Here is a 22,090-nt window from a genome sequence, read left to right on the forward strand (position 1 = left end):
ATGTCGTTTCGCCGCTACGGGCAGCACGGCCCGAGCGGCATTACCCTAGCACAAAAATAGAACGATCGTGCTAATCTAGCCGCATGCTGTTGCGGCAAGCGTTTCGTTTCGCAGACAATACGCTCCCGAATAAAAGCATTCTAACGGTTAGAGGAACGCCAATGACCCCCGCAAGCCTCATCGAGCAATACGGCCCGCGCGAATCGATGGAATACGACGTCGTGATCGTCGGCGGCGGCCCCGCCGGGCTGTCGGCGGCGATCCGGCTCAAGCAGCTGGCCGCCGAGAAAGGCACCGAGATCGGCGTGTGCGTGCTCGAGAAGGGTTCCGAGATCGGCGCGCACATCCTGTCGGGCGCGGTGATGGATCCGCGCGCGATCAACGAACTGTTCCCCGACTGGAAGGAACGCGGCGCGCCGCTCGACGTCGAGGTGACGGAAGACCGCTTCCTGTTCCTGTCCGAGAAAAGCGCGGTCACGACGCCGAACTGGGCGCTGCCCGCCAACTTCCAGAACCACGGCAACTACGTGATTTCGCTGGGCAACGTCACGCGCTGGCTCGGGGCACAGGCCGAGGCGCTGGGCGTCGAGATCTTCCCCGGCTTCCCGGCCGCCGAGATTCTGTACAACGACGACGGCTCTGTAAAGGGCGTCGCGACCGGCAACATGGGCGTGGGTAAGGACGGCGAGCCGACCGAGAACTTCCAGCTCGGCATGGAGTTGCACGCGAAGTACACGCTGTTCGCCGAAGGCTGCCGCGGCCATCTCGGCCGCCAGCTGATCTCGAAGTTCAAGCTCGACGCGAACGCCGAGCCGCAGGCGTACGGCATCGGCATCAAGGAGCTGTGGGAAATCGACCCGGCGAAGCACAAGCCGGGCCTCGTGATCCACACGGCCGGCTGGCCGCTGAAGTCCGATACCTACGGCGGCTCGTTCCTGTATCACATGGACAACAACCAGGTCGTGGTCGGCTTCGTGGTCGGCCTCGGCTACACGAACCCGTACCTGTCGCCGTTCGAGGAATTCCAGCGCTACAAGACGCACCCGTCGATCCGCGCGTTCCTCGAAGGCGGCAAGCGCGTGTCGTACGGCGCGCGTGCGATTACGGCGGGCGGGCTGCTGTCGCTGCCGAAGACGGTGTTCCCGGGCGGCGCGCTGATCGGCGACGACGCGGGCTTCCTGAACGCATCGCGGATCAAGGGTAGCCACGCGGCGATCAAGACCGGCATGCTGGCGGCCGACGCCGCGTTCGACGCGGTGCAGGCCGGCCGCCAGTCGGACGAACTCAACGCGTACCCGGACGCCTTCAAGCAGTCGTGGCTGTACACGGAGCTGTACCGTGCGCGCAACTTCAAGCAGTGGATGGCCAAGGGGCTGTACCTCGGCACGCTGATGGTCGGGCTCGAGCAGAAGGTGATGGGCGGCAACGTGCCGTGGACGCTGCACCACGAGCACGCGGACCACGAGATGCTGAAGCCGGCATCGCAATGCCAGCCGATCGAATATCCGAAGCCGGACGGCAAGCTGACGTTCGACCGGTTGTCGTCGGTGTTCATCTCGAACACGAACCACGAGGAGAATCAGCCGGCGCACCTGACGCTGAAGGATGCGAACGTGCCGGTGAACGTGAACCTGCGCACGTACGCGGGGCCGGAGGGGCGCTTCTGCCCGGCGGCCGTGTATGAATTCGTGAAGAACGACGACGGCAGCGATCGCCTCGTGATCAACGCGCAGAACTGCGTGCACTGCAAGACCTGCGACATCAAGGACCCGACGCAGAACATCGTGTGGGTCACGCCGGAAGGCGGCGGCGGACCGAATTATCCGAACATGTAACAGCCGGAACGCGCCGCCACGAGCGGCGCGTTTTTTGGGTCGCCGCAAACGAAACGGGGCGCTGCTTCAGGCAGCGCCCCGTTTTGCATTCCCCGCATTCCCCGCATGCCAGCCGGCCGAGACGCGCTGCGCCCCGCCCGCTCGTATCAGGTCGCGCTACCCGCAATCTTCGGCGTCGGCGTCTCGACGTCCCCGCACTGCGCGCGATGCCGCAGCGCATGGTCGATCAGCACCAGCGCGAGCATCGACTCTGCGATCGGCGTCGCACGAATGCCGACGCACGGATCGTGGCGGCCGAACGTCTCGACCGTCGCTTCGTCGCCCGCCTTCGTGATCGAACGGCGCGGCGTGCGGATACTCGACGTCGGCTTGATCGCGATCGACACGGTGATGTCCTGCCCCGTCGAAATCCCGCCAAGCACACCGCCCGCATGGTTTCCGACGAACCCGCCTGGCGTCAACTCGTCGCCGTGCACCGAGCCGCGCTGGGCGACGCTGTCGAAGCCCGCGCCAATCTCGACGCCCTTCACCGCGTTGATGCTCATCATCGCCTTCGCGATATCGGCATCGAGACGGTCGAACACGGGTTCGCCCCAGCCGACCGGCACGCCCGACGCGACGACGTCGATGCGCGCGCCGATCGAATCGCCGTCCTTGCGCAGCGCATCCATGTACGCCTCGAGTTCCGGCACGACCGCCGCATTCGGCGAGAAGAACGGATTCTCGTGCACGTGCGACCAGTCGACGAACGGCACGTCGATCTCGCCGAGGCCGCTCATGTAACCGCGCACCTCGACGCCGAAGCGCTCGCGCAGCCACTTCTTGGCGACCGCACCCGCGCCGACGATCGGCGCGGTCAGGCGCGCGGATGAGCGGCCGCCGCCACGGTAGTCGCGGATGCCGTATTTCTGCCAGTAGGTGTAGTCGGCGTGGCCGGGACGGAACGTCTCGACGATATTGCCGTAGTCCTTGCTGCGCTGGTCGGTGTTGCGGATCAGCAGCGCGATCGGCGTGCCGGTCGTCACGCCTTCGAACACGCCCGACAGGATCTCGACCTCGTCAGCCTCCTGCCGCTGCGTCACGTGACGCGACGTGCCGGGCTTGCGGCGATCGAGCTCGACCTGGATGTCGGCTTCGGTCAGCCCCATTCCCGGCGGGCAGCCGTCGATCACGCAGCCGATCGCGGGACCGTGCGATTCGCCGAAGGTCGTGACAGTGAAAAGCGTGCCGAGGGTATTGCCGGACATGATGGAACCGCCCAAAGAGAAATGGGCAAACCGATGCGCTGCCCGGGCCGCAGGCAGGTCGATCGTTTGCCGGTCGAGAAAAAGAGGTAAGCCGCTATTATGCCAGCCGTCCCGGGCACGCGGGCCGTGTGAACCGCTCAGACCACACGACCCGGCCGTGGCTATGGCCCGGTGCAACGGTCGGCAACTCGCGCCATTCCGGTCGAGGCCGGCCGGCCCGTGACCGATTCGCGACCGCCGTCACGGCCCGGCGCGGCGATCGGCAACCCGCGCCGCGCCCGCCCAGCCTACTTCCGCGCGCCGCGCAGTTCGGTTACGGCGGCCTGCAGCGACTCGGGCGTCGCGACCGACGCCGGGATCGGCTCGCCGACCGCCAGCGTCAGCCGGCTCATCACGCCGCGCTTGATGGGGCGCGGCATCCGCGCATCGGAATGCCGCGAAAAATAGCTGCCCCACAGCCCGCGCAGCGCCATCGGAATCACGGGTGCCGGCGTGCGGCCCAGGATTTCCATGATGCCGTGGTGGAACGTGTTGATATCGCCCGTCTTCGTCAACTTGCCTTCAGGGAATATGCACACGAGTTCACCATCCTTCAGCGCGGCCTCGCAGGCGTCGTACGCGCGCGCGAGCATCGCGGGATCTTCGTGACGCGGCGCGATCGGGATCGCCTTCGCATGCCGGAACACCCAGCTCGCGAAGCGCGTCTTGAAGATCCGGTGATCCATCACGAAACGGATCGGGCGCGGGCTCGCCGCAGCCAGCACGAGCGCATCGACGTAGCTGACGTGGTTGCACACGAGCACGGCCGCCCCTTCCGCCGGAATCCGCTCCGCGTGCACGAGACGAATCCGGTAGAACGTGTGGACGAGCACCCACGCGACGAAGCGCAGCAGGAACTCGGGCACGAGCAGATAGATATACGCCGCGACGATGACGTTCAACAGCGCGGTCACGAGGAACAGCCCCGGGATGTCGACGCCGGCCTTGGTCAGCCCCATCGCCATCACGGCCGACAGGATCATGAACAGCGCGTTCAGGATGTTGTTCGCGGCGATGATCCGCGCGCGGTGCGTCGGCGCACTGCGGCTCTGGATCAGCGCGTACAGCGGCACGCTGTAGAAGCCGCCGAACATCGCGAGCAGGAACAGGTCGGCGAGGATGCGCCAGTGGCGCGCGCCGGCCAGGAATTCGCCGACCGACAGCAAATGGCCGGGCGAGGGCAGCGCGTGGCTCGCGAAATACAGCTCGATCGCGAACACGCTGATGCCGATCGAGCCGAGCGGCACGAGGCCGATCTCGACGCGCCGCTGCGACAGCCGTTCGCACAGCAGCGAACCGAGGCCGATACCGACCGAGAACGTCGCGAGCAGGATCGTGACGACGTCGGGGCTCGCAGACAGCACGTCCTTCGCGAAATTGAAGAACGACGTGAGGAACGTCGCGCCGACGAACCACAGCCACGAGATGCCGAGCAGGCTCAGGAACACGGTGCGGTTCTGGCGTGCGAGCCCGAGGTTGCGCCAGGTCTCGCTGACCGGATTCCAGTTGATCACGAGATCGGGCTGCGGCGCCGGCGTGGAAGGCACGCGCTGCGCGACGAGCCGCCCCGCGAGCGCGATCACGACGACGCTCACCGCGAGCACGCGCTCGCCGGCGCCTTCGATGCCCGCCGCCGCACCGCCGATGATCGTGCCGATCAGGATCGCGATGAACGTGCCCATCTCGACGAGGCCGTTGCCGCCGACCAGCTCATGCTCGCCGAGATGCTGCGGCAGGTACGAATACTTGACGGGCCCGAACAGCGTCGAGTGCATCCCCATCATGAACGTGCACAGATACAGCAGCGGCGCGCTGTGCGTGACGAAGCCGGCCGCGCCGACCAGCATCAGCCCGATCTCGAAGGTCTTCACGAAACGCGTGAGGGTCGCCTTGTCGTATTTGTCGGCGATCTGGCCGGACGTCGCCGAGAACAGCACGAACGGCAGGATGAAGATTGCGGAAATCAGGAAGGCCGCCGTCTTCGCATCGACACCGGCGAACCGCGCGGTGTGATAGGTGACGAGCGACGTGAAGCCGATCTTGAAGACGTTGTCGTTCAGCGCGCCGAGGAACTGGGTCGTGAAGAACGGCGCGAAACGGCGCTCGCGCAGCAGGTCGAACTGCGACGCGTGGGCCTGCCGTTCGCCGCGCCGCCCGGAAGTGGCTTGCGTTTGATCGCTCATGCGGAATACGCGCGCGCCGTCTGGGCGACGCTGCACGGGCCTTGTATGGTCATTGAAAAAACGGCGGCGCAGGACAAGCCTGCGCCGCCGCGTGCCGGGTGGCGGCGCCCGCGCATAACGGCGACGGGCGCGGCGTGGTTCACGACTTGTGCGCTTCGGCTTCCGATTCCGGCCAGTCGCGGATGTACGCCTTCAGCATCCTGTTTTCGAAGCTTTGCGCCTCGACGACCGTCTTCGCGACGTCGTAGAACGAAATGACGCCCATCAGCACCTTCTTGTCGAGCACCGGCATATAGCGCGCATGGCGCTCGAGCATCATCCGGCGCACTTCGTTGACGTCCGTTTCCGGCGTACACGTGAGCGGCTCGTCCATCACCTTGCGCACCTGCACGTCGCCGATCGCGCCGCCGTTCACGTGCAGGCGCAGGATGATCTCGCGGAACGTCAGCATCCCGACGAGATCTCCGTACTCCATCACGACGAGCGAACCGATGTCGTGCTCGGCCATCGTATCGACCGCTTCGCGCAGCGGCTTGTCGGGCGTCACCGTAAACAGCGTGTTGCCCTTTACTTTCAGAATATCGCTGACGCGCATCGTAGTCCCCTCATGCTTGAATGCAAAACCTCTTTCGATCCTATCGGAAAGCCTGTCAAAAGGAAAGCTCGGGCCCGTGCGGCGGGCCGCCCCCGCTTGCGGAAGCGCGCCGCCGGCAGCACAATGGCCGCATGAACAGCGGCCCGAGGAGACGGCCATGGCGCATACGCATTCGGAGCAATTCGCCAGCTTCGCTGATTTCTACCCGTATTACCTGAACGAACACCAGAACCTGACGTCGCGGCGGCTGCACTTCGTCGGCTCGCTCGGCGTGATCGGCTGCGTCGCGATGGCGATCGCGACCGGCGACTGGCTGTGGCTGCCGGCGGCAATCGTCTGCGGCTACGGGTTCGCGTGGGTCGGACACTTCTTCTTCGAGAAGAACCGCCCGGCCACGTTCCGGCACCCGATCTACAGCCTGATGGGCGACTGGGTGATGTTCAAGGACATCTGCACCGGCAAGATCCCGTTGTAACGGCCGAGCACCCCGCTCATGCGGGCCGCGGCGGCCGCGCGTGCGGGTCGGACGCGCCGCTCGGCGTCTGCCCCGGGATGCCCTCCGGCGGTGCGCCGGCAAGCCGGTGCGCGGCGATCAGCGACGCGAGCGACACGTCGAAGCGATCGCTCGACAGCACCGCGAGCAGCGCCGCGCCTTCGACATGGCTGCGGCGGCGCTGCAGCTGGTAGGTCAGCTCCGTGCGGTCGATCACCAGCACGTCGAACAGTTGCGCGAGCGTCAGCTGCTCCGGGTTCGCGAGCAGGATATAGCGCGGCGTGGTGTCGCCGCCGCCGTCCAGGCGCGCAATCCATTCCCGCTCCTCCATCGTCGTCAGCAAGCGCTGTGCGGTTTCCATGTCGCAGCGCAGCATGGCCGCGAGCCGTATCGCCGTATAGCCGCGCTTGCCGGCCGTGCGCGCTTCGGCCAGCCGCGCGAGCATTTCCAGTGCGTCGAGCAGGTCGCTGCCCGGATAGTGAATGCGGTGGAACTGACCGACGCGGATCGCCGGCAGCGCGGAGGCCACCATCGCGCCGAGCAGTGCGATGAACCAGCTCAGGTACACCCATAACAGGAACACGGGCAACGCCGCGAACGCGCCATAGACGGCCGTATAGGTCGGAATGCGCCGCACGTAGTAGCCGAAACCGCGCTTCGCGAGTTCGAAAGCGACGGCCGCGAACAGCCCGCCGATCACCGCGTCGCGCCATGCGACCGTACAGTTCGGCAGGTACACGTACAGCAGCGTGAACGCGAGCACCGTCAGCGGCAACGACACGAGCGCGAGCAGCCACTCGACGATCGACGTCGACGGCGCTGCGCCGGTAAAGGCGAGTGACTGCGTGAACAGGTACGACGAGATCGACAGACTCACGCCGAACAGCAAGGGCCCGAGCGTGATCAGCGCCCAGTAAGCGAGCACGCGCTGCGCGAACGGCCGCGGCTTGCGCACCCGCCAGATCAGGTTGAACGCCGACTCGATCGTCATCATCGTCATCACCGACGTGACGACGAGCACGATCAGGCCGGCCGTCGTCAGCCCCTTCGCCTTCGATGCGAACTGGTTCAGGTACTTGAAGATCTGGATGTTGAACTGCGCGGGCATCAGGTGATCCGCGAGGAACCCCTGCAGCGAGATCTGGAACGACGCGAACATCGGGAACGCGGTGAACAGCGCGAACGCGACCGTCACGAGCGGCACGAGGGCCAGCATCGTCGTGAAGGTCAGGCTGCCCGCCACTTGCGGGATGCGATCCTCGGCGCTGCGCCGGGCCGCGAACTGCGCGAGGCGCTTGAGGGTGTCGAGATCGACGCTCAACTTCGGCAAACGACTTCTCCTTCTTGATGCCGCGCGCCTCACGGCGCGCCGCCGCCGCGCTACGCGACGGCTTCAGCCCCTATAATAGCCGCTCGATTCCAGCAGGGGCCGACTGCACCGGGCACGCGCGCGGCCGCACGTGGCTCCGTCGCCCATGAAAGACATCCTCGTCCTCTATTACAGCCGTCACGGCGCCACGCGCGATCTCGCGCTCGCGATCGCGAACGGCATCGACAGCGTGCCGGGCATGCAGGCCCGCATCCGCACCGTGCCGCCCGTGTCGACCGTCTGTGAAGCCACCGCCCCCGACATCCCCGCCGACGGCCCGCCGTATGCGGAGCTGCGCGATCTCGAGGAATGCGCGGGCCTCGCGCTCGGCTCGCCGACCCGCTTCGGCAACATGGCCGCCTCGCTCAAGTATTTCCTCGACGGCACCACGCCGCAATGGTTGTCGGGTGCGCTGACCGGCAAGCCGGCAAGCGTGTTCACGTCGACGGGCAGCCTGCACGGCGGCCAGGAATCGACGTTGCTGTCGATGATGCTGCCGCTGCTCCATCACGGGATGATGATCGTCGGGATCCCGTACACGGAATCCGCGCTCAGCACGACGCGCACCGGCGGCACGCCGTACGGCGCATCCCACGTCGCGCAGCACGACCGCTCGGCCGCCGCCGGCCTGTCGGCGGACGAAAAGGCGCTCGCGGCCGCGCTCGGCGTGCGGCTCGCGCGCGCGGCGGCCGCCCTCTCCAGCGCCCAGGCAGCATGAACGCCCCCGCCCGCCCCGCCGTCACGGCCCGGCCGCGCTACGCGCTGATCGCCACCGCGTGCCTCGTCGCGCTGATCGCGCTGTCGCTCGCGTGGGAGCTGTGGCTCGCGCCGCTGCGCCCGGGCGGTTCCGCGCTGATGCTCAAGGCCATACCGCTCGCGCTCGCGCTGCCCGGCGTCTGGCGGCGTAACATCTATACGATGCAGTGGGCGAGCATGCTGATACTCGTCTATTTCGCCGAAGGCGTCGTGCGCGGCATGTCCGATCGCGGGCTGTCCGCGACGCTCGGCTGGTACGAGACCGCGCTCGCCGTCGGTTTCTTCGTGGCGGCGCTGGCGTACGTCGCGCCGTTCAAGCGCGCGGCGAAAAAATCGCGTGCCGCGTCCTGACCCTTACGCGACAAGGTGATGATGTCCTCCGAAGCTTTCGTTTCCGCGTGCCGCGATGCGATCGGCGCCGACTACGTGCTGACCGATCCGCACGATACCGAACCGTTCCTGACCGACTGGCGCCGCCGCTACAAGGGCACCGCGTGCGCGGTGCTGAAGCCCGCGAACACGGCCGAAGTCGCCGCACTCGTGAAGCTGGCCAACACGCACGGCGTCGCACTCGTGCCGCAAGGAGGCAACACGGGCCTCGCCGGGGGCGCCACGCCCGACGCGAGCGGCAGCCAGGCCGTGCTGAGCCTCGCGCGCCTGAACCGCGTGCGCGCGCTCGATCCGCACAACAACACGATCACCGTCGAAGCCGGCGTAATCCTTGCCGACGTGCAGGCGCGCGCCCGCGAAGGTGGCAGGCTGTTCGCGCTGAGCCTCGCGGCGGAAGGCAGCTGCACGATCGGCGGCAACCTGTCGACCAACGCGGGCGGCACCGCGGTGCTGCGCTACGGCAACGCGCGCGAGCTGTGTCTCGGGCTCGAGGTCGTGACGCCGCAAGGTGAGATCTGGGACGGCTTGCGCGGGCTGCGCAAGGACAACACGGGCTACGACCTGCGCGACCTGTTCATCGGCGCGGAAGGCACGCTCGGGATCATCACGGCGGCCGTGATGAAGCTGCATCCGCTGCCGGCCGCGCAGGTCACGGCACTCGCCGCGCTCGAGTCGCCGCACGCGGCGCTCGATTTCCTCGCCCTCGCGCAGCGCGCGGCCGGGCCGCTCCTGACCGGCTTCGAGCTGATGTCGGATTTCTGCATGCAGCTCGTCGGCAAGCACTACCCGCAACTGCGCTACCCGTTCGCGCAGACGCATGCGCAGACGGTGCTGCTCGAACTGTCCGACAACGAAAGCGAAGCGCATGCGCGCGCGCTGTTCGAGAAACTGATGGAAGAAGCGTTCGAGGCCGGGCTCGTGACCGACGCGGTGGTCGCGGAGAATCTCGCGCAGTCGCGCGCGTTCTGGGACCTGCGCGAGCACATCCCGCTCGCGCAGGCCGACGAGGGGCTCAACATCAAGCACGACATCGCGGTGCCGACTTCGTCGATCGCGCGCTTCATCGACGAGACCGACACGGCGATCCAGCAGGCCGCGCCGGGCGCGCGGATGGTCACGTTCGGCCACCTCGGCGACGGCAACCTCCACTACAACGTGCAGATGCCCGAAGGCGGCGATGCGAAGGCGTTCCTCGCGGCGTTCCAGGCGCCGATCAACCGGATCGTCTATGACAACGTGCACCGCCACCACGGCACGATCAGCGCGGAGCACGGGATCGGCCAGTTGAAGATCGACGACGTGCAGCGCTACAAGTCGCCGGTCGAAACGACGCTGATGCGCACGCTGAAGACCGCGCTCGACCCGCGCGGCCTGATGAATCCCGGCAAGGTCCTGCGCTGAAGCCGCCCACTCCGGAGCCCCGCCCGTGAAAGTCCGCGTCCTGTCCGACCTGCACCTCGAAAGCAACCAGCCCGACGCGATCGCGCATGCCGATGCGGATCTCGTCGTGCTGGCCGGCGACATCCACAATCACGCGGAAGGCCTGCGCTGGGCCGCCGAAACGTTCGACCCGGCGGTGCCGGTGATCTACGTGCCGGGAAACCACGAGTACTACGACGGGGAATTCGGCGCGCTGGAGACGGCGATGCGCGATGCTGCGCAGGCGCTCGACAACGTGCATTACCTGAACAACGACGTCTACGTCGATCCCGCGCAGCGTTTCCGCGTGCTCGGCACGACGCTCTGGGCCGATTTTTCGCTGTTCGGCGCCGATGAAGCCAGCATGGCCGGCGCAATCGACGCCGCGCTGCGCGTGATGCTCGATTTCAAGGGCTTGATCCAGGTGACCTGGCCGCATGACGCGGCGCTGCATGCAGCACCGGGCACGCCGGAACGCGATTTCTCGCCGGCCGACGCAATCGCGCTGCATCGACGCAGCCGCGCCTGGCTGGAAACGCAGCTCGCGAAACCGTTCGCGGGCCGGACGATCGTCGTTACCCACCATGCGCCGCACCGGCGCTCGCTGGCGCAGCGCTATGCGGACGATCTTGCGTCGGCGGGATTCGTCACGGACATGGCGGAACTCGTGCAGCCGCCGGTAGATCTGTGGCTCCACGGCCACACGCATACGTCATTCGATTATGTGTCGGACGGCGGCACACGCGTGGTGTGCAATCCGCGCGGCTACATCCACCGGCGCACCGGCGAACGGGAAAATACCGCGTTCGCGTGGGACCAGGTCGTCGAGCTCGGCTGAACGCCGGCCCGGCCGGCCGCGTTGCGCGGCCTTTTTCAACCCGGAGCGTGACCGCGGGATCAGCGGCCGGGGCGGCGCGGCTCGTGCACTCGCACCGGCACCGGCTTCATCCGCGCCTTCGCCTTCATCGCGCGCAGCAGGTCGCGGGTCGCCGCGGCGGCCGCGGCCGCGCCCAGCAGGACTCCAAGGCCGATCATCAGGTGCGTATCCATTGCTACTCCGGGGTTGCGTATCTCGTTAATTCCCACAGTATCAAACTGTCTGACACGCGTTCGTAAAAAAATGTTGCGTGAAGGACAAATCTCGTCAGATTGCGGCCAACCGCGCTGTCATGTCACACGCGTGTACGGCTCGAGCGCGGCTTCGTCGGCTGCGAGCGTGGCCGGCAGTTCGTCGCGCAGGAAATCGACCCAGGTCCGGATTTTCGCGTCGAGGTACTGACGCGACGGATACAGCGCGTAGATGTTCATCACGTGCGAGCGGTATTCGGGCATCACGCGCACGATGTGCCCGCTGCGCAACCAGCCGATCGCCGAATAGAGCGGCAGGCCGCCGATCCCCATCCCTTCCCGCACGGCCACGGCGAGCGCCTCGGCGACGTTCACCCGAAACGGCGGCGCCGTGATCGGGACGATTTCGTCGCCGTTCGGCCCGGCCAGCGCCCATTCGTCGAACTGAAAGCCCGGCGCGACCATCCCGAGGCAGACGTGCTGCGCGAGATCCGCCGGCCGCTGCGGCACGCCATGCGCCTCGGCATAGCCGCGCGACGCGCACACCACGCTGTAGCTCTCGCCGAGCCGCTGCGACACGAGCCCCGAATCCGGCAGGTCACGGCCGACGACGATCGCGACGTCGTACCCCTCGTCGAGCAGGTCGGGCATCCGCTGCGCGAGTGTCAGCTCGACGTGCACGTCCGGGTAGCGCTCGCGATAGCGCGCGATGGCCGGCACCAGGTAGTGCTGGCCGAGGCTCGTGAAGCAATGCACCTTCAGCTTGCCCGACGGGCGCGCATGCGCATCGCCCGCCTCGGCTTCGGCCTGGTCGACATACGCGAGGATCTGCTCGCACCGCTGCAGGTAGCGCTCGCCGGCTTCGGTCAGCGCGATCCGGCGCGTCGTGCGGTTCAGGAGGCGCGTGCGCAGGTGCGCCTCGAGATCGGAGACCGCGCGCGACGCATAGGCGGTGGTCGAATTCATCTGCTGGGCGGCCGCGGTAAAGCTTCCCGCGTCGACCACGCGGACGAACACCCGCATGTTTTGTAACGTATCCATCCCATTACCCGTTTGAATCCGAACGGATTGTTGCACAGAGGCGAACAAGTATTGTCTCAGGATTCGTAAAAATGACTTGCACCCTTGTCCATATATTCAGGAATCGCTGAAAAATATAATCGCATCCGACTCATCTATATCCGAAAGGGAGAAAATCGTGCAGTCTCCGGCGACAAAAGGGACGCTCGCACTGGCGGTTCTTGCAGTCTCATTAATAATGGCCGGCTGCGCGAGCATGGGCGACAACAAGCCGCAGTCGGCCCGCATCGAAGCGAACGCGCTCGATGCCGGCGCCGCCATCCGCGCGGCCGACCGTGACGCGGGCTGGCCCGCGGCCGACTGGTGGCGCGCCTACCGCGATCCGCAGCTCGATGCCTGGATCGCTGCCGCCCAGACCGGCAACCCGACGCTCGCGGCCGCCGAGGCACGGGTACGCGAAGCGCAGGCGATGGCGCGCGTGGCCCGCTCGGCCGAACTGCCGCAAATCAACGGCAACCTCTCGCTGATGCGCCAGCACTGGCCGGACAACGTGTATTACGGCCCCGGCCCGCTCGCGAACACCGATACCTGGAACAACACCGGCACGCTCGGCCTGTCGTACCACCTCGACCTGTGGGGCAAGGACAAGAACGCGACCGAGCGCGCGCTCGACACCGCGCATGCGACCGCCGCCGACGCACGCGCGGCGAAGCTCGAACTCGAAGTCAACGTCGTGCGCGCGTACGTCGGCATGTCGATGAACTATGCGCTGCTCGACCTCGCGCACGAAACGTTCGAACGCCAGCGTTCGCTCGCCGATCTCGCGCGCAAGCGACTGCAGGCCGGCCTCGGCACCCAGCTCGAAGTGAGCCAGGCCGAATCGACGCTGCCCGACTATGAGCGCCAGATCGACAGCTATGAGGAAGCGATCCAGCTCGCGCGGCACCAGCTCGCCGCGCTGGCCGGCAAGGGTCCGGGCGCCGGCGATGCGATCAAGCGGCCGCATCTGTCGCTCGACGCACAGGCCGGCCTGCCGTCGGCGATGCCGGCCGACCTGCTCGGCCGCCGCCCCGACGTCGTCGCGGCGCGCTGGACGGTCGACGCGCAGGCGCGCGGCATCGACGTCGCGAAGGCTTCGTTCTACCCGAACATCGACCTGCTCGCGACGGTCGGCGGCTTCGGCGTGACCGCGCCGTTCACCGACTTCCTGCGCGCGATGAACGGTGGCTGGACGGCCGGCCCCGCGCTGTCGCTGCCGATCTTCGAAGGCGGCCGGCTGCGCGCGCAGCTGGGGGCGGCAGATGCCGGCTACGACCAGGCGGTCGAGCAATACAACCAGACGATCGTCGGCGCGCTCAAGGACATCGCCGACCAGGTCGTGCGGATCCGTTCGCTCGATACACAGAAGAAGGACGCCACGCGCTCGGTGGCCGCCAACGACCGCAGCTACCAGTTGTCGCGCGAAGGCTTCCGCCGCGGGCTGACCGACTACGTCAACGTGCTGGTCGCGCAGCAGCAATTGTTGCGCGCGCAGGAGACAGCCGCCCGCATCGATGCGGAACGCCTCGCCGCGCACGCTCAGCTGATGGCCGCGCTCGGCGGTGGCGTCGAGACGGGCACGGACGTGCCGGGCAGCCATCCGCGGGGCGGCCATCCGTCGCACGACGAATCCGCCGCGGGCGCAGCCGCGCCTGCCGCCGCGTCGGGGGCGAAACCCGTGGCAGCCGCCGCCCGGCCCGCGCAAGTCGCGGCCACCGGTGCGTCCGGCGTGCCGGCCGCACGGTAACGCGGAGCGAGCCCATGTCAGCCTCCTCCCCCGCTTCCACGTCCGCCGGCGGCCCGTTCGCGGCCTGGACCGCCTCGTTCGGCGACTGGGCCCGCACCGACGGCGCCGCGTGGCTCTACCTGTTCAAGGCGCTGCTCGCGGCCTTCATCGCGCTCGGCGTGTCGATGCGGCTCGACCTGCCGGCGCCGAAAACGGCGATGACGACCGTCTTCATCGTGATGCAGCCGCAAAGCGGCGCCGTGCTCGCGAAAAGCTTCTACCGGGTCGCCGGCACGATCTTCGGGCTCATCGCGACGCTCACGTTCGTCGGGCTGTTCCCGCAGCAGCCGCAGCTGTTCCTGCTGGCGATCGCCCTGTGGATCGCGCTGTGCACCGCCGGCGCCGCGCGCAACCGCAACTTCCGCAGTTACGGCTTCCTGCTCGCCGGCTATACGACCGCGCTGATCGGCCTGCCCGCGTCGCAACACCCGGATGGGGCATTCATGAGCGCGATGACGCGGGTCTCCGAAGTCATCATCGGGATCGTGTCGGCCGGCGTCGTCAGCGCGCTCGTGTTTCCGCGGTACACGGGCGAGCAGATGCGCACGACGGTGCGCAAGCGCTTCGGCAGCTTCGTCGACTACGTCGCGTCGGCGCTGTCGGGCCAGCTCGACCGCGCGCACATCGAGACCATCCATACGCGCTTCGTCGCCGACGTGGTCGGTTTCGAGGCCGCGCGCAGCATGGCCGTGTTCGAGGATCCGGACACGCGCATGCGCAGCGGGCGCCTCGCGCGGCTGAACAGCGAGTTCATGAGCGCATCGAGCCGCTTTCACGCGCTGCACCAGCTGATGAACCGGCTGCACGCGGCCGGCGCGCAGGCCGCGATCGATGCGATCGAGCCGTATTTCCGCGAGATCGCGCCGCTGCTCACGCGCGATGGCGAACCTGTGCGCACGTCGATCGACGCCGCGCACTCGGCCGAGCAACTGCTCGCGTGGCGCGACGCGCTGCCACGCCGAATCCGCGCGACGCGCGCGGAACTCGAAACGCAGCCCGGCTTCCCGCTGCTCGACTTCGATACGGCCGCCGAACTGCTGTATCGCTTCATCACCGACCTGCAGGAATACGCGGCGACCTATGCGTCGCTCGCGACCGCAACGCACGAGCGCGAACGCTGGATCGAGCGCTACGAACCGCGCACCAACCGGACGGCCGCCACGATCGCGGGGATCCGCACCGCGACGGTGATTCTCGCGCTGGGCTGGTTCTGGATCGAGACCGCGTGGCCGAGCGGCGTGATGCTGGTGCTGAACGCCGCGGCGACCTGCGCACTCGCGTCGTCGGCGCCGCGCCCGACCGCGATGGCCGCGCAGATGGGGATGGGCACGGCGCTGGCCGTTTGCACCGGCTTCCTGCTGATGTTCGGCATCTACCCGCGGATCGACGGCTTCGTCCTGCTGTGCGCGGCGCTCGCGCCGTTGCTCGCGATCGGCATCTACATGACGCTGAAGCCGAAGCTCGCGGGCTACGGGGCGGGCTACCTGATCTTCTTCTGCTTCCTCGCCGGCCCCGACAGCATCACGCACTACGATCCCATGAGCTTCATGAACGACGCGCTCGCGCTCCTGTTGTCGATGCTGGTATCGGCGATCGCGTTCGCCGTGCTGTTCCCGCCGACCGCGCCGTGGCTCAAGAAACGCCTGTTCGCCGACCTGCGTCACCAGGCCGTCGCGGCCTGCCACGCGCGGCTCGACGGATTGCGCACGCGCTTCGAGAGCGGCGCGCGCGACCTGATGTACCAGGCGCACACGCTGTCGGCCGACCAGCCCGACGTGCAGCGCGACGCGCTGCGCTGGATGTTCGCGGTGCTCGAAACCGGCAATGCGGCCATCGACCTGCGCCACGAGCTGGCAACGCTGCCGTCCGATCCGCGCTATGCGCCGACGATGCCGTGGCGACGCGCGATCGAGACGATGCGTGCCGCGCTGTCGTCGCTGTTCACCCGGCCGGACACCCAACGCTTCGAGGCAACGCTCGCCGCGGTCAACGATGCAATCGACACGACCCGGCAGACGCTCGACGCGTTCACGCCGACGCGCGAGGAACGTCACCGGCTGCAGCGCATCCTGAGCCACCTGCATTTCGTGCGCACGGCACTGCTCGATCCCGAATCGCCGCTCGCCGCGCTCAACCGCAACCGCCCCGTGCGTCCCCAACCAGGAGCCTCGTCATGATGCCGCGTGAAATCGCCATTCTCGATGCCTACATGCCCACGGTGGTGCTGATGTTCGTCCTCGGCGCGCTCGCGACCTGGGCCGTCGACCGCGTGCTCGCCTATACGGGCCTCTACCGTCTCGTCTGGCACCCGTCGCTGTTTCGGGCCTGCCTCCTCGTCTGCATTTGCGGCGGACTGAGTCTTGCCGTTTACCGTTGATTCCGAACCATCATGATTCTCAGAAAACTCTTCGGCTTCGTCGCGACCGCCGTCATTCTTCTCGTCGCGATCCTGATCGGGCGCTCGCTTTGGGTGCACTACATGGACGATCCGTGGACGCGCGACGGGCGCGTACGCGCCGAAATCGTCAACGTCGCGCCGGACGTGTCGGGCGCGATCGTCGAACTGCCCGTGCATGACAACCAGCTCGTGAAAAAGGGCGACCTGATCATGCAGATCGACCCGTCGCATTACCAGATCGCCGTCGAACAGGCGCAGGCGGCCGTTGCCGCCCGCCGCGCGGAACTGCAGATGCGCCGCGACGACGCGGCCCGCCGCGCGGATCTCGATGCGCTCGTCGTGTCGAAGGAAAACCGCGAGAACGCCGCGCACAGTGCGTCGAGCGCCGACGCGCAGTACCAGCAGGCGATCGCCGCGCTCGATGCCGCGAAGCTCAACCTCGAGCGCACGCGCGTCGTCGCCCCGGTCGACGGCTACATCACGAACCTGCAGACGTTCAAGGGCAACTACGCGGTAGCCGGCCAGGCGAAGCTCGCCATCGTCGACAGCCATTCGTTCTGGGTCTACGGCTACTTCGAGGAAACCAAGCTGCCGCGCGTGAAAATCGGCGCGCCGGCCGAGATGCGGCTGATGAGCGGCGGCGTGATGAAGGGCCACGTCGAAAGCATCTCGCGCGGCATCTACGATCGCGACAACCCGCAAAGCCGCGACCTCGTCGCGGACGTGAACCCGACCTTCAACTGGGTGCGCCTCGCGCAGCGCGTGCCGGTGCGCATCCGGATCGACGAAGTGCCGGCCGACGTGGTGCTGTCGGCGGGCACGACCTGCACGGTCATCATCGATCCCGACAAGCAGAAGAAGTCGTAAGCGCGGAGCGCGCCGGGCGGCACCCCGCCCGGCTGCGTCACTCCCAGAAGAACCGGTAAGGCAGGAACGGCGACGGGCCGAGCCCCGCTTCGCCGATCATGTTGCGCAACCGCATCGCAAAGCCGATGGCACCGATCACGACGAGTGCGGCGATCACATACGGGCGCCGCACGTGTGGCACGCGTTGCAGCGGCACGAACTGGCAGCTCATCGCGAACAGCACCAGCCACTGGAAGCGCAGCCCCGCATAGCTGACCCGAGCGAGCGCGAAGCTCGCGATCTCGCAGGCGAACAGGAACACGAGCGTGCGCGGCATGCGGGCAAGCAGCACCCAGCCTGCCGCGAGGGTCAGCAGCGCGAGCACGAGCGGCGCGCTGCCCGATATCTGCGCCGGCGGCGTGAACGCCGCATAGAGGCCGAACTTCGCCAGCAACGCGTCGTGATGCATCGCGAACAGCACGCCGCCGATCGCGACCGCCAGCCCCGCATAGCGCAGCAGGCGCAGCCGCCGCACCTGCAGCAGCACGACGAGCAGCACCGCCGACACATGCATGCTGGCCGCCGCGGCCGACAGCGCGATCGACGTGCCATGCCGCCGGCGCGCCCACGCGTCCGACGCGATCTTGGCCGCGCAGAACGCGAGACCGTAGCGCAGCCCGCTCATCGCCATGTCGTAGAAGAACAGCGGAAAGATCAGCATGGCGAACACGCACGCATCTTCGGCCGTCCGCCCGAACGCGACGACACATGCGATGACGATCAGCAGCGACAGGATCGCCGTCACGATCCGCGGGTCGTGCCCGACCCATTCGAGCGCGCGCACGAGCCACACGAAGCCGGGCTCGAGCGTGCGCGGTACGACCTTCAGGTTCCCGCTCCAGATGCCGGCGATGATGTCCTGGTAAATCGCCGTGTCGGTGCCCGTCCGGCCACGCAGCACGGCGAACGTCGCGGCCGGCGCGATGCCCGCCGCGAGCCACCGCCACGCGGGCATGCGCGTACGCAAGCCGATCGCCGCGGAGACGAGGATGCACAGGTATCCGCTCAGATAAATCGTCGTTGTCATTGTTATGAATGACCCGCTCGGCGCACCGCCGCACCGGTGTCGATGCGCGCGCCGCGAGTTCTGCCCCCAACTGTGTGGAAGCGCATTGTAGGGGATTGCGCGCCGCGTCACTGCCGGTTTTGTCACCGAGCAACAGAAAAGCGGCGGAATGCGCGTGTCGCGGGTGGCCGGCCCGCGACCGCGCGGCGCTCAGGCCGCGATGCGAAAGCGCCCGACCAGCGACTTCAGTGCCTGCGCCTGCTCGTCGAGCGCGTTCGCCGCGGCGGCCGCCTGCTCGACGAGTGCCGCGTTCTGCTGGGTGCCGGCGTCCATCTGCGTGACCGCGCGGCCGATCTCGTCGATCCCGGCGCTCTGCTCGTCCGATGCGGCGGAAATTTCGCCGATGATGTCGGTCACCCGCTTGACCGCGCGCACGACGTCACCCATCGTGCGGCCCGCATCGTGCGCAAGGGCCGCGCCGTTCGCGACTCGCTCGACCGACGCGCCGATCAGCGCACGGATCTCCTTCGCCGCGGTCGCCGCGCGCTGCGCGAGCAGGCGGACCTCGCCCGCAACCACCGAGAAGCCGCGCCCCTGCTCGCCGGCGCGTGCGGCCTCGACCGCCGCGTTCAACGCGAGAATGTTGGTCTGGAAGGCGATCCCCTCGATCGTGCCGATGATGTCGCGGATGTTCTTCGCGCTGTCGTCGATCTCGCTCATCGTCGCCACCACACGCCCGACGACTTCCCCACCCGTCTCCGCAACGACCGACGCATTGGCCGCGAGCGCGCTCGCCTGCCGCGCATTCTCGGCGTTCTGCCGTACGGTCGACGTGAGCTGTTCCATGCTGGCCGCGGTGCGCTCGAGCGCGACGGCCTGCTGCTCGGTGCGCTTCGACAGATCGAGGTTGCCGGTGGAGATCTCGCCCGACGCGGCCGCGATCGCCTCGGCGCTGACGGCGATCTCGCCGACGGTCGCCGCGAGCCCCGTCTGCATCTCGGCCAGCGCACGCACCATGCTGTCGCGGTCGTGCCGGCCCAGCGTGATCGGTCGCGTCAGGTCGCCGCGCGCGATGTCCGCGGCGATCGCCTTGGCGTGCGCGGGCTCGCCACCGAGCTGCGACGCGAGACGGCGCACGACGCGCTCGGCGATGACGATCGCGAGCACGATCAGCGCAACCGTCATCGCCGCGATCATCGCGAACGACGACGAGAAAATGGTGGCGGACGCATCGAGCGTCGCCTTCGACTTCGCGCCGCGCGTCTTCACGAGTTCGGCGACCAGTTTCTCGAGCTTGCCGGTTTCGACCAGCAGCGACACGTCCTGCGTGCCGACCTGCCAGTTCATCTGCGACAGGTCGAGCGGCTGCGCGCGCACGAGCGCGACGAAATCGCGCAGATGCGCGCTCCACGTGCCGACCGCTGTCGAGAATGCGCGCAACCGTGCCGAATCGTCGACGTCGGCCGGATCCGCATAGCGCTGCAGCGTGCCGAGCGCCTGGCCGATCGACGCGAGCCCCGCGCCAACCTCGGCACCCAGTTCGTCGCGCTCCTTCGCGGTGGTCGCGGTCAGCAGCATCTTCTGGGCGCGGCTCGCGCGCAGCAATTCGGCCCGAACCTCCTCGGCCGCGCGGCTCGCGACGTGGCCCTGCTCGTAGACCGACGCGATCGATGCATTCAGCCGGCTGATCTGCCACAGCGAAAACACGCCGATCGCCAGCGTGCCGGCGAGCAGGATCGCGAATGCGGCGCGCAACGTCGCCTTGACGGTCCACGGCCGGCGCTCACGGCGCGCCGCCCGCAGGCGCCGGGCGGCGCGACCGGCGGCAACGTCGGGTGCGGCGGCGGCCGCACCCGGCTGTGGATGCAAAGATGCTGCTTTCATCGAACTATCCCCGTATTGATCACGCGGCCGGAAAGGTCGGTCCCGGCGTTCCCGCGATGGCTGGCCATGCCGCGCGTCCTGCGCCCGCACGGCGGATAGCCGGTGCCGGGCGCGGCGCGCCTGTTGTCATTGGGTCGTTCTACGGCCGCCACCGCCGTTTCTTGAGTCCGGTAAACCACGTACCGGCCCGTGCACGCCCCCTCGCCGACGGGCGGGCATGCCGCCTGCGTTATACCCGGTCAAAAAAGCGGGCATCGGTCGATCCGTCAGATGAATGTCCGATTCACGATAAAACTTGTCCGGACATTCTCGATACGCCAAATTACACTTCTTTGACGCAGCAACGATTCACGACGCGCCGATCCCCAGCAGAGCGCGCCCACCACCTCAACTCGTTCAGCTCTCACATGGAAACCAGCCTCGACACCGGCACCGTCGGCGCAGCCGCCACCCAGCCGTCCGCGCCACCCGTCGCCCGCACCGTCTACCCGGTGCTCGGCGCGATCAGCTTCTCGCACATGCTCAACGACATGATCCAGTCGTTGATCCTCGCGATCTATCCGATGCTCAAGAGCCAGTTCGCGCTGTCGTTCGCACAGATCGGCCTGATCACGCTCACCTACCAGATCACTGCGTCGCTGCTGCAGCCGCTCATTGGCCTCTATACCGACAAGCGGCCGAAACCGTATTCGCTGCCGGTCGGCATGGGCTTCACGCTCGCGGGGCTGCTGCTGATGTCGGTCGCGCCGAATTTCACGATGCTGCTGGTGGCCGCGGCGCTCGTCGGCTGCGGCTCGTCGGTGTTCCACCCCGAATCGTCGCGCGTCGCGCGGATGGCGTCGGGCGGCCAGCACGGGCTCGCGCAATCGGTGTTCCAGGTCGGCGGCAATGCGGGTTCCGCGCTCGGGCCGCTGCTCGCCGCGCTCGTGATCATTCCGCACGGCCAGCACAGCATCGCGTGGTTCTCGGCAGCCGCGCTCGTCGCGATGATCGTGCTCACGCAGATCGGCCACTGGTACAAGAAGCATCCGTCGATGAAGAAGAAGGTCGCGGCGGCCGGCCACCCGACGCTGTCGCGCGGCCGCGTGATGGGCGCGATCGGCATACTGGTGCTGCTCGTGTTCTCGAAGTATTTCTACCTCGCGAGCATCAACAGCTATTTCACGTTCTACCTGATCGACAAGTTCCACCTGTCGGTGCAGGCCGCGCAGATCCACCTGTTCGTGTTCCTCGCGGCCGTGGCGGCGGGCACGCTGATCGGCGGGCCGGTGGGCGACCGGATCGGCCGCAAGTACGTGATCTGGGTATCGATCCTCGGCGTCGCGCCGTTCACGCTGCTGCTGCCGTACGCGAACCTGTTCTGGACCAGCGTGCTGACCGTGATCATCGGCATCGTGCTCGCGTCGGCGTTCGCCGCGATCCTGGTCTACGCGACGGAGCTGATGCCCGGCAAGGTCGGGATGGTCGCGGGCCTGTTCTTCGGCTTCGCGTTCGGCCTCGGCGGTGTCGGCGCGGCCGTGCTCGGCCAGCTCGCCGACGCGACGAGCATCACGTTCGTCTACAAGGTGTGCTCGTTCCTGCCGCTGATCGGCGTGCTGACGGTGTTCCTGCCGAACCTCGAAAGCAGCCGACGCAAGAAGGCGTAAAAAAACGGCCG

At 67.6% G+C, this 22,090-nt stretch carries 19 protein-coding genes; 11 read left to right on the plus strand and 8 right to left on the minus strand.

Going from position 1 to position 22,090, the window contains the following annotated elements; translation table 11 throughout:
• Positions 1 to 161: 161 nt before the first annotated feature.
• On the plus strand, positions 162 to 1,835 hold the full coding sequence (locus HAV18_RS28465) for an electron transfer flavoprotein-ubiquinone oxidoreductase (RefSeq protein WP_166962820.1): 1,674 nt from the start codon (positions 162 to 164) through the stop codon (positions 1,833 to 1,835).
• A gap of 146 nt (positions 1,836 to 1,981) precedes the next feature.
• Here the strand turns inward: HAV18_RS28465 and aroC are convergent, their stop codons facing one another.
• The 3 genes from aroC to HAV18_RS28480 form a co-directional block, all read right to left on the minus strand.
• A complete protein-coding gene (gene aroC, locus HAV18_RS28470) occupies positions 1,982 to 3,082 on the minus strand; it encodes a chorismate synthase (protein ID WP_043183141.1) in 1,101 nt (366 codons plus the stop codon).
• 287 nt (positions 3,083 to 3,369) lie between these two features.
• Complete coding sequence (locus HAV18_RS28475) at positions 3,370 to 5,304, minus strand: MFS transporter (protein WP_166962822.1); 1,935 nt, start codon at positions 5,302 to 5,304, stop codon at positions 3,370 to 3,372.
• 139 nt (positions 5,305 to 5,443) lie between these two features.
• The gene (locus tag HAV18_RS28480) at positions 5,444 to 5,899 is read right to left on the minus strand and encodes a CBS domain-containing protein (protein WP_006755543.1); all 456 of its coding nucleotides are present in this window, start codon (positions 5,897 to 5,899) and stop codon (positions 5,444 to 5,446) included.
• Between the two features lie 157 nt (positions 5,900 to 6,056).
• Here HAV18_RS28480 and HAV18_RS28485 point away from each other — a divergent pair, with 157 nt between their 5' ends.
• Positions 6,057 to 6,374, plus strand: a complete 318-nt coding sequence (locus HAV18_RS28485; protein WP_166962824.1) for an Mpo1-like protein — start codon at positions 6,057 to 6,059, stop codon at positions 6,372 to 6,374.
• Between the two features lie 16 nt (positions 6,375 to 6,390).
• Here HAV18_RS28485 and HAV18_RS28490 read toward each other — a convergent pair whose 3' ends face one another.
• Positions 6,391 to 7,722 carry a YihY family inner membrane protein gene (locus tag HAV18_RS28490; RefSeq protein ID WP_166962826.1) on the minus strand — a complete coding sequence of 444 codons (1,332 nt, stop codon included), beginning with the start codon at positions 7,720 to 7,722 and terminating at the stop codon, positions 6,391 to 6,393.
• Between the two features lie 145 nt (positions 7,723 to 7,867).
• Between HAV18_RS28490 and wrbA the strand changes: the two genes are divergently transcribed.
• Genes wrbA through HAV18_RS28510 form a run of 4 tightly spaced genes read left to right on the plus strand, consistent with a single transcriptional unit; the run spans position 7,868 to position 11,164 of the window.
• A complete protein-coding gene (gene wrbA, locus HAV18_RS28495; protein ID WP_166962828.1) occupies positions 7,868 to 8,479 on the plus strand; it encodes an NAD(P)H:quinone oxidoreductase in 612 nt (203 codons plus the stop codon).
• Positions 8,476 to 8,868, plus strand: a complete 393-nt coding sequence (locus HAV18_RS28500; RefSeq protein WP_166962829.1) for a DUF2069 domain-containing protein — start codon at positions 8,476 to 8,478, stop codon at positions 8,866 to 8,868. The genes wrbA and HAV18_RS28500 overlap by 4 nt, the downstream gene beginning before the upstream one ends.
• 18 nt (positions 8,869 to 8,886) lie before the next feature.
• Positions 8,887 to 10,308 (plus strand): FAD-binding oxidoreductase, encoded by a 1,422-nt coding sequence (locus HAV18_RS28505; RefSeq protein ID WP_166962830.1) that lies wholly within the window; start codon positions 8,887 to 8,889, stop codon positions 10,306 to 10,308.
• A 25-nt stretch (positions 10,309 to 10,333) separates the two neighbouring features.
• Positions 10,334 to 11,164 carry a metallophosphoesterase gene (locus HAV18_RS28510; RefSeq protein ID WP_166962832.1) on the plus strand — a complete coding sequence of 277 codons (831 nt, stop codon included), beginning with the start codon at positions 10,334 to 10,336 and terminating at the stop codon, positions 11,162 to 11,164.
• A gap of 59 nt (positions 11,165 to 11,223) precedes the next feature.
• On the opposite strand, the gene HAV18_RS28515 is transcribed toward HAV18_RS28510, so the two are convergent.
• The gene (locus HAV18_RS28515; protein ID WP_166962833.1) at positions 11,224 to 11,376 is read right to left on the minus strand and encodes a hypothetical protein; all 153 of its coding nucleotides are present in this window, start codon (positions 11,374 to 11,376) and stop codon (positions 11,224 to 11,226) included.
• A 117-nt stretch (positions 11,377 to 11,493) separates the two neighbouring features.
• Positions 11,494 to 12,435, minus strand: a complete 942-nt coding sequence (locus tag HAV18_RS28520) for a LysR family transcriptional regulator (RefSeq protein WP_166962835.1) — start codon at positions 12,433 to 12,435, stop codon at positions 11,494 to 11,496.
• A gap of 157 nt (positions 12,436 to 12,592) precedes the next feature.
• Between HAV18_RS28520 and HAV18_RS28525 the strand changes: the two genes are divergently transcribed.
• The 4 genes from HAV18_RS28525 to HAV18_RS28540 are packed head-to-tail and all read left to right on the plus strand — an operon-like array spanning position 12,593 to position 17,504.
• The gene (locus HAV18_RS28525; RefSeq protein WP_166962836.1) at positions 12,593 to 14,200 is read left to right on the plus strand and encodes an efflux transporter outer membrane subunit; all 1,608 of its coding nucleotides are present in this window, start codon (positions 12,593 to 12,595) and stop codon (positions 14,198 to 14,200) included.
• A 14-nt stretch (positions 14,201 to 14,214) separates the two neighbouring features.
• Entirely contained in the window at positions 14,215 to 16,416 is a 2,202-nt protein-coding gene (locus tag HAV18_RS28530; protein ID WP_166962838.1) for an FUSC family protein, read from the plus strand.
• Complete coding sequence (locus HAV18_RS28535) at positions 16,413 to 16,616, plus strand: DUF1656 domain-containing protein (protein ID WP_059769419.1); 204 nt, start codon at positions 16,413 to 16,415, stop codon at positions 16,614 to 16,616. The genes HAV18_RS28530 and HAV18_RS28535 overlap by 4 nt, the downstream gene beginning before the upstream one ends.
• Before the next feature lie 12 nt (positions 16,617 to 16,628).
• Positions 16,629 to 17,504 (plus strand): HlyD family secretion protein, encoded by an 876-nt coding sequence (locus tag HAV18_RS28540; RefSeq protein WP_014897260.1) that lies wholly within the window; start codon positions 16,629 to 16,631, stop codon positions 17,502 to 17,504.
• Positions 17,505 to 17,541: 37 nt separating this feature from the next.
• On the opposite strand, the gene HAV18_RS28545 is transcribed toward HAV18_RS28540, so the two are convergent.
• Positions 17,542 to 18,570: an EpsG family protein gene (locus tag HAV18_RS28545; RefSeq protein ID WP_166962839.1), complete on the minus strand. Its 1,029-nt coding sequence runs from the start codon at positions 18,568 to 18,570 to the stop codon at positions 17,542 to 17,544.
• A gap of 189 nt (positions 18,571 to 18,759) precedes the next feature.
• The gene (locus HAV18_RS28550) at positions 18,760 to 20,433 is read right to left on the minus strand and encodes a methyl-accepting chemotaxis protein (protein WP_166962841.1); all 1,674 of its coding nucleotides are present in this window, start codon (positions 20,431 to 20,433) and stop codon (positions 18,760 to 18,762) included.
• A gap of 407 nt (positions 20,434 to 20,840) precedes the next feature.
• Between HAV18_RS28550 and HAV18_RS28555 the strand changes: the two genes are divergently transcribed.
• Positions 20,841 to 22,079 carry an MFS transporter gene (locus HAV18_RS28555; protein ID WP_166962842.1) on the plus strand — a complete coding sequence of 413 codons (1,239 nt, stop codon included), beginning with the start codon at positions 20,841 to 20,843 and terminating at the stop codon, positions 22,077 to 22,079.
• Positions 22,080 to 22,090: the final 11 nt, after the last annotated feature.

The sequence above is a fragment of the Burkholderia sp. D-99 genome, from assembly GCF_011605345.1.
Classification (GTDB): Bacteria; Pseudomonadota; Gammaproteobacteria; order Burkholderiales; family Burkholderiaceae; genus Burkholderia.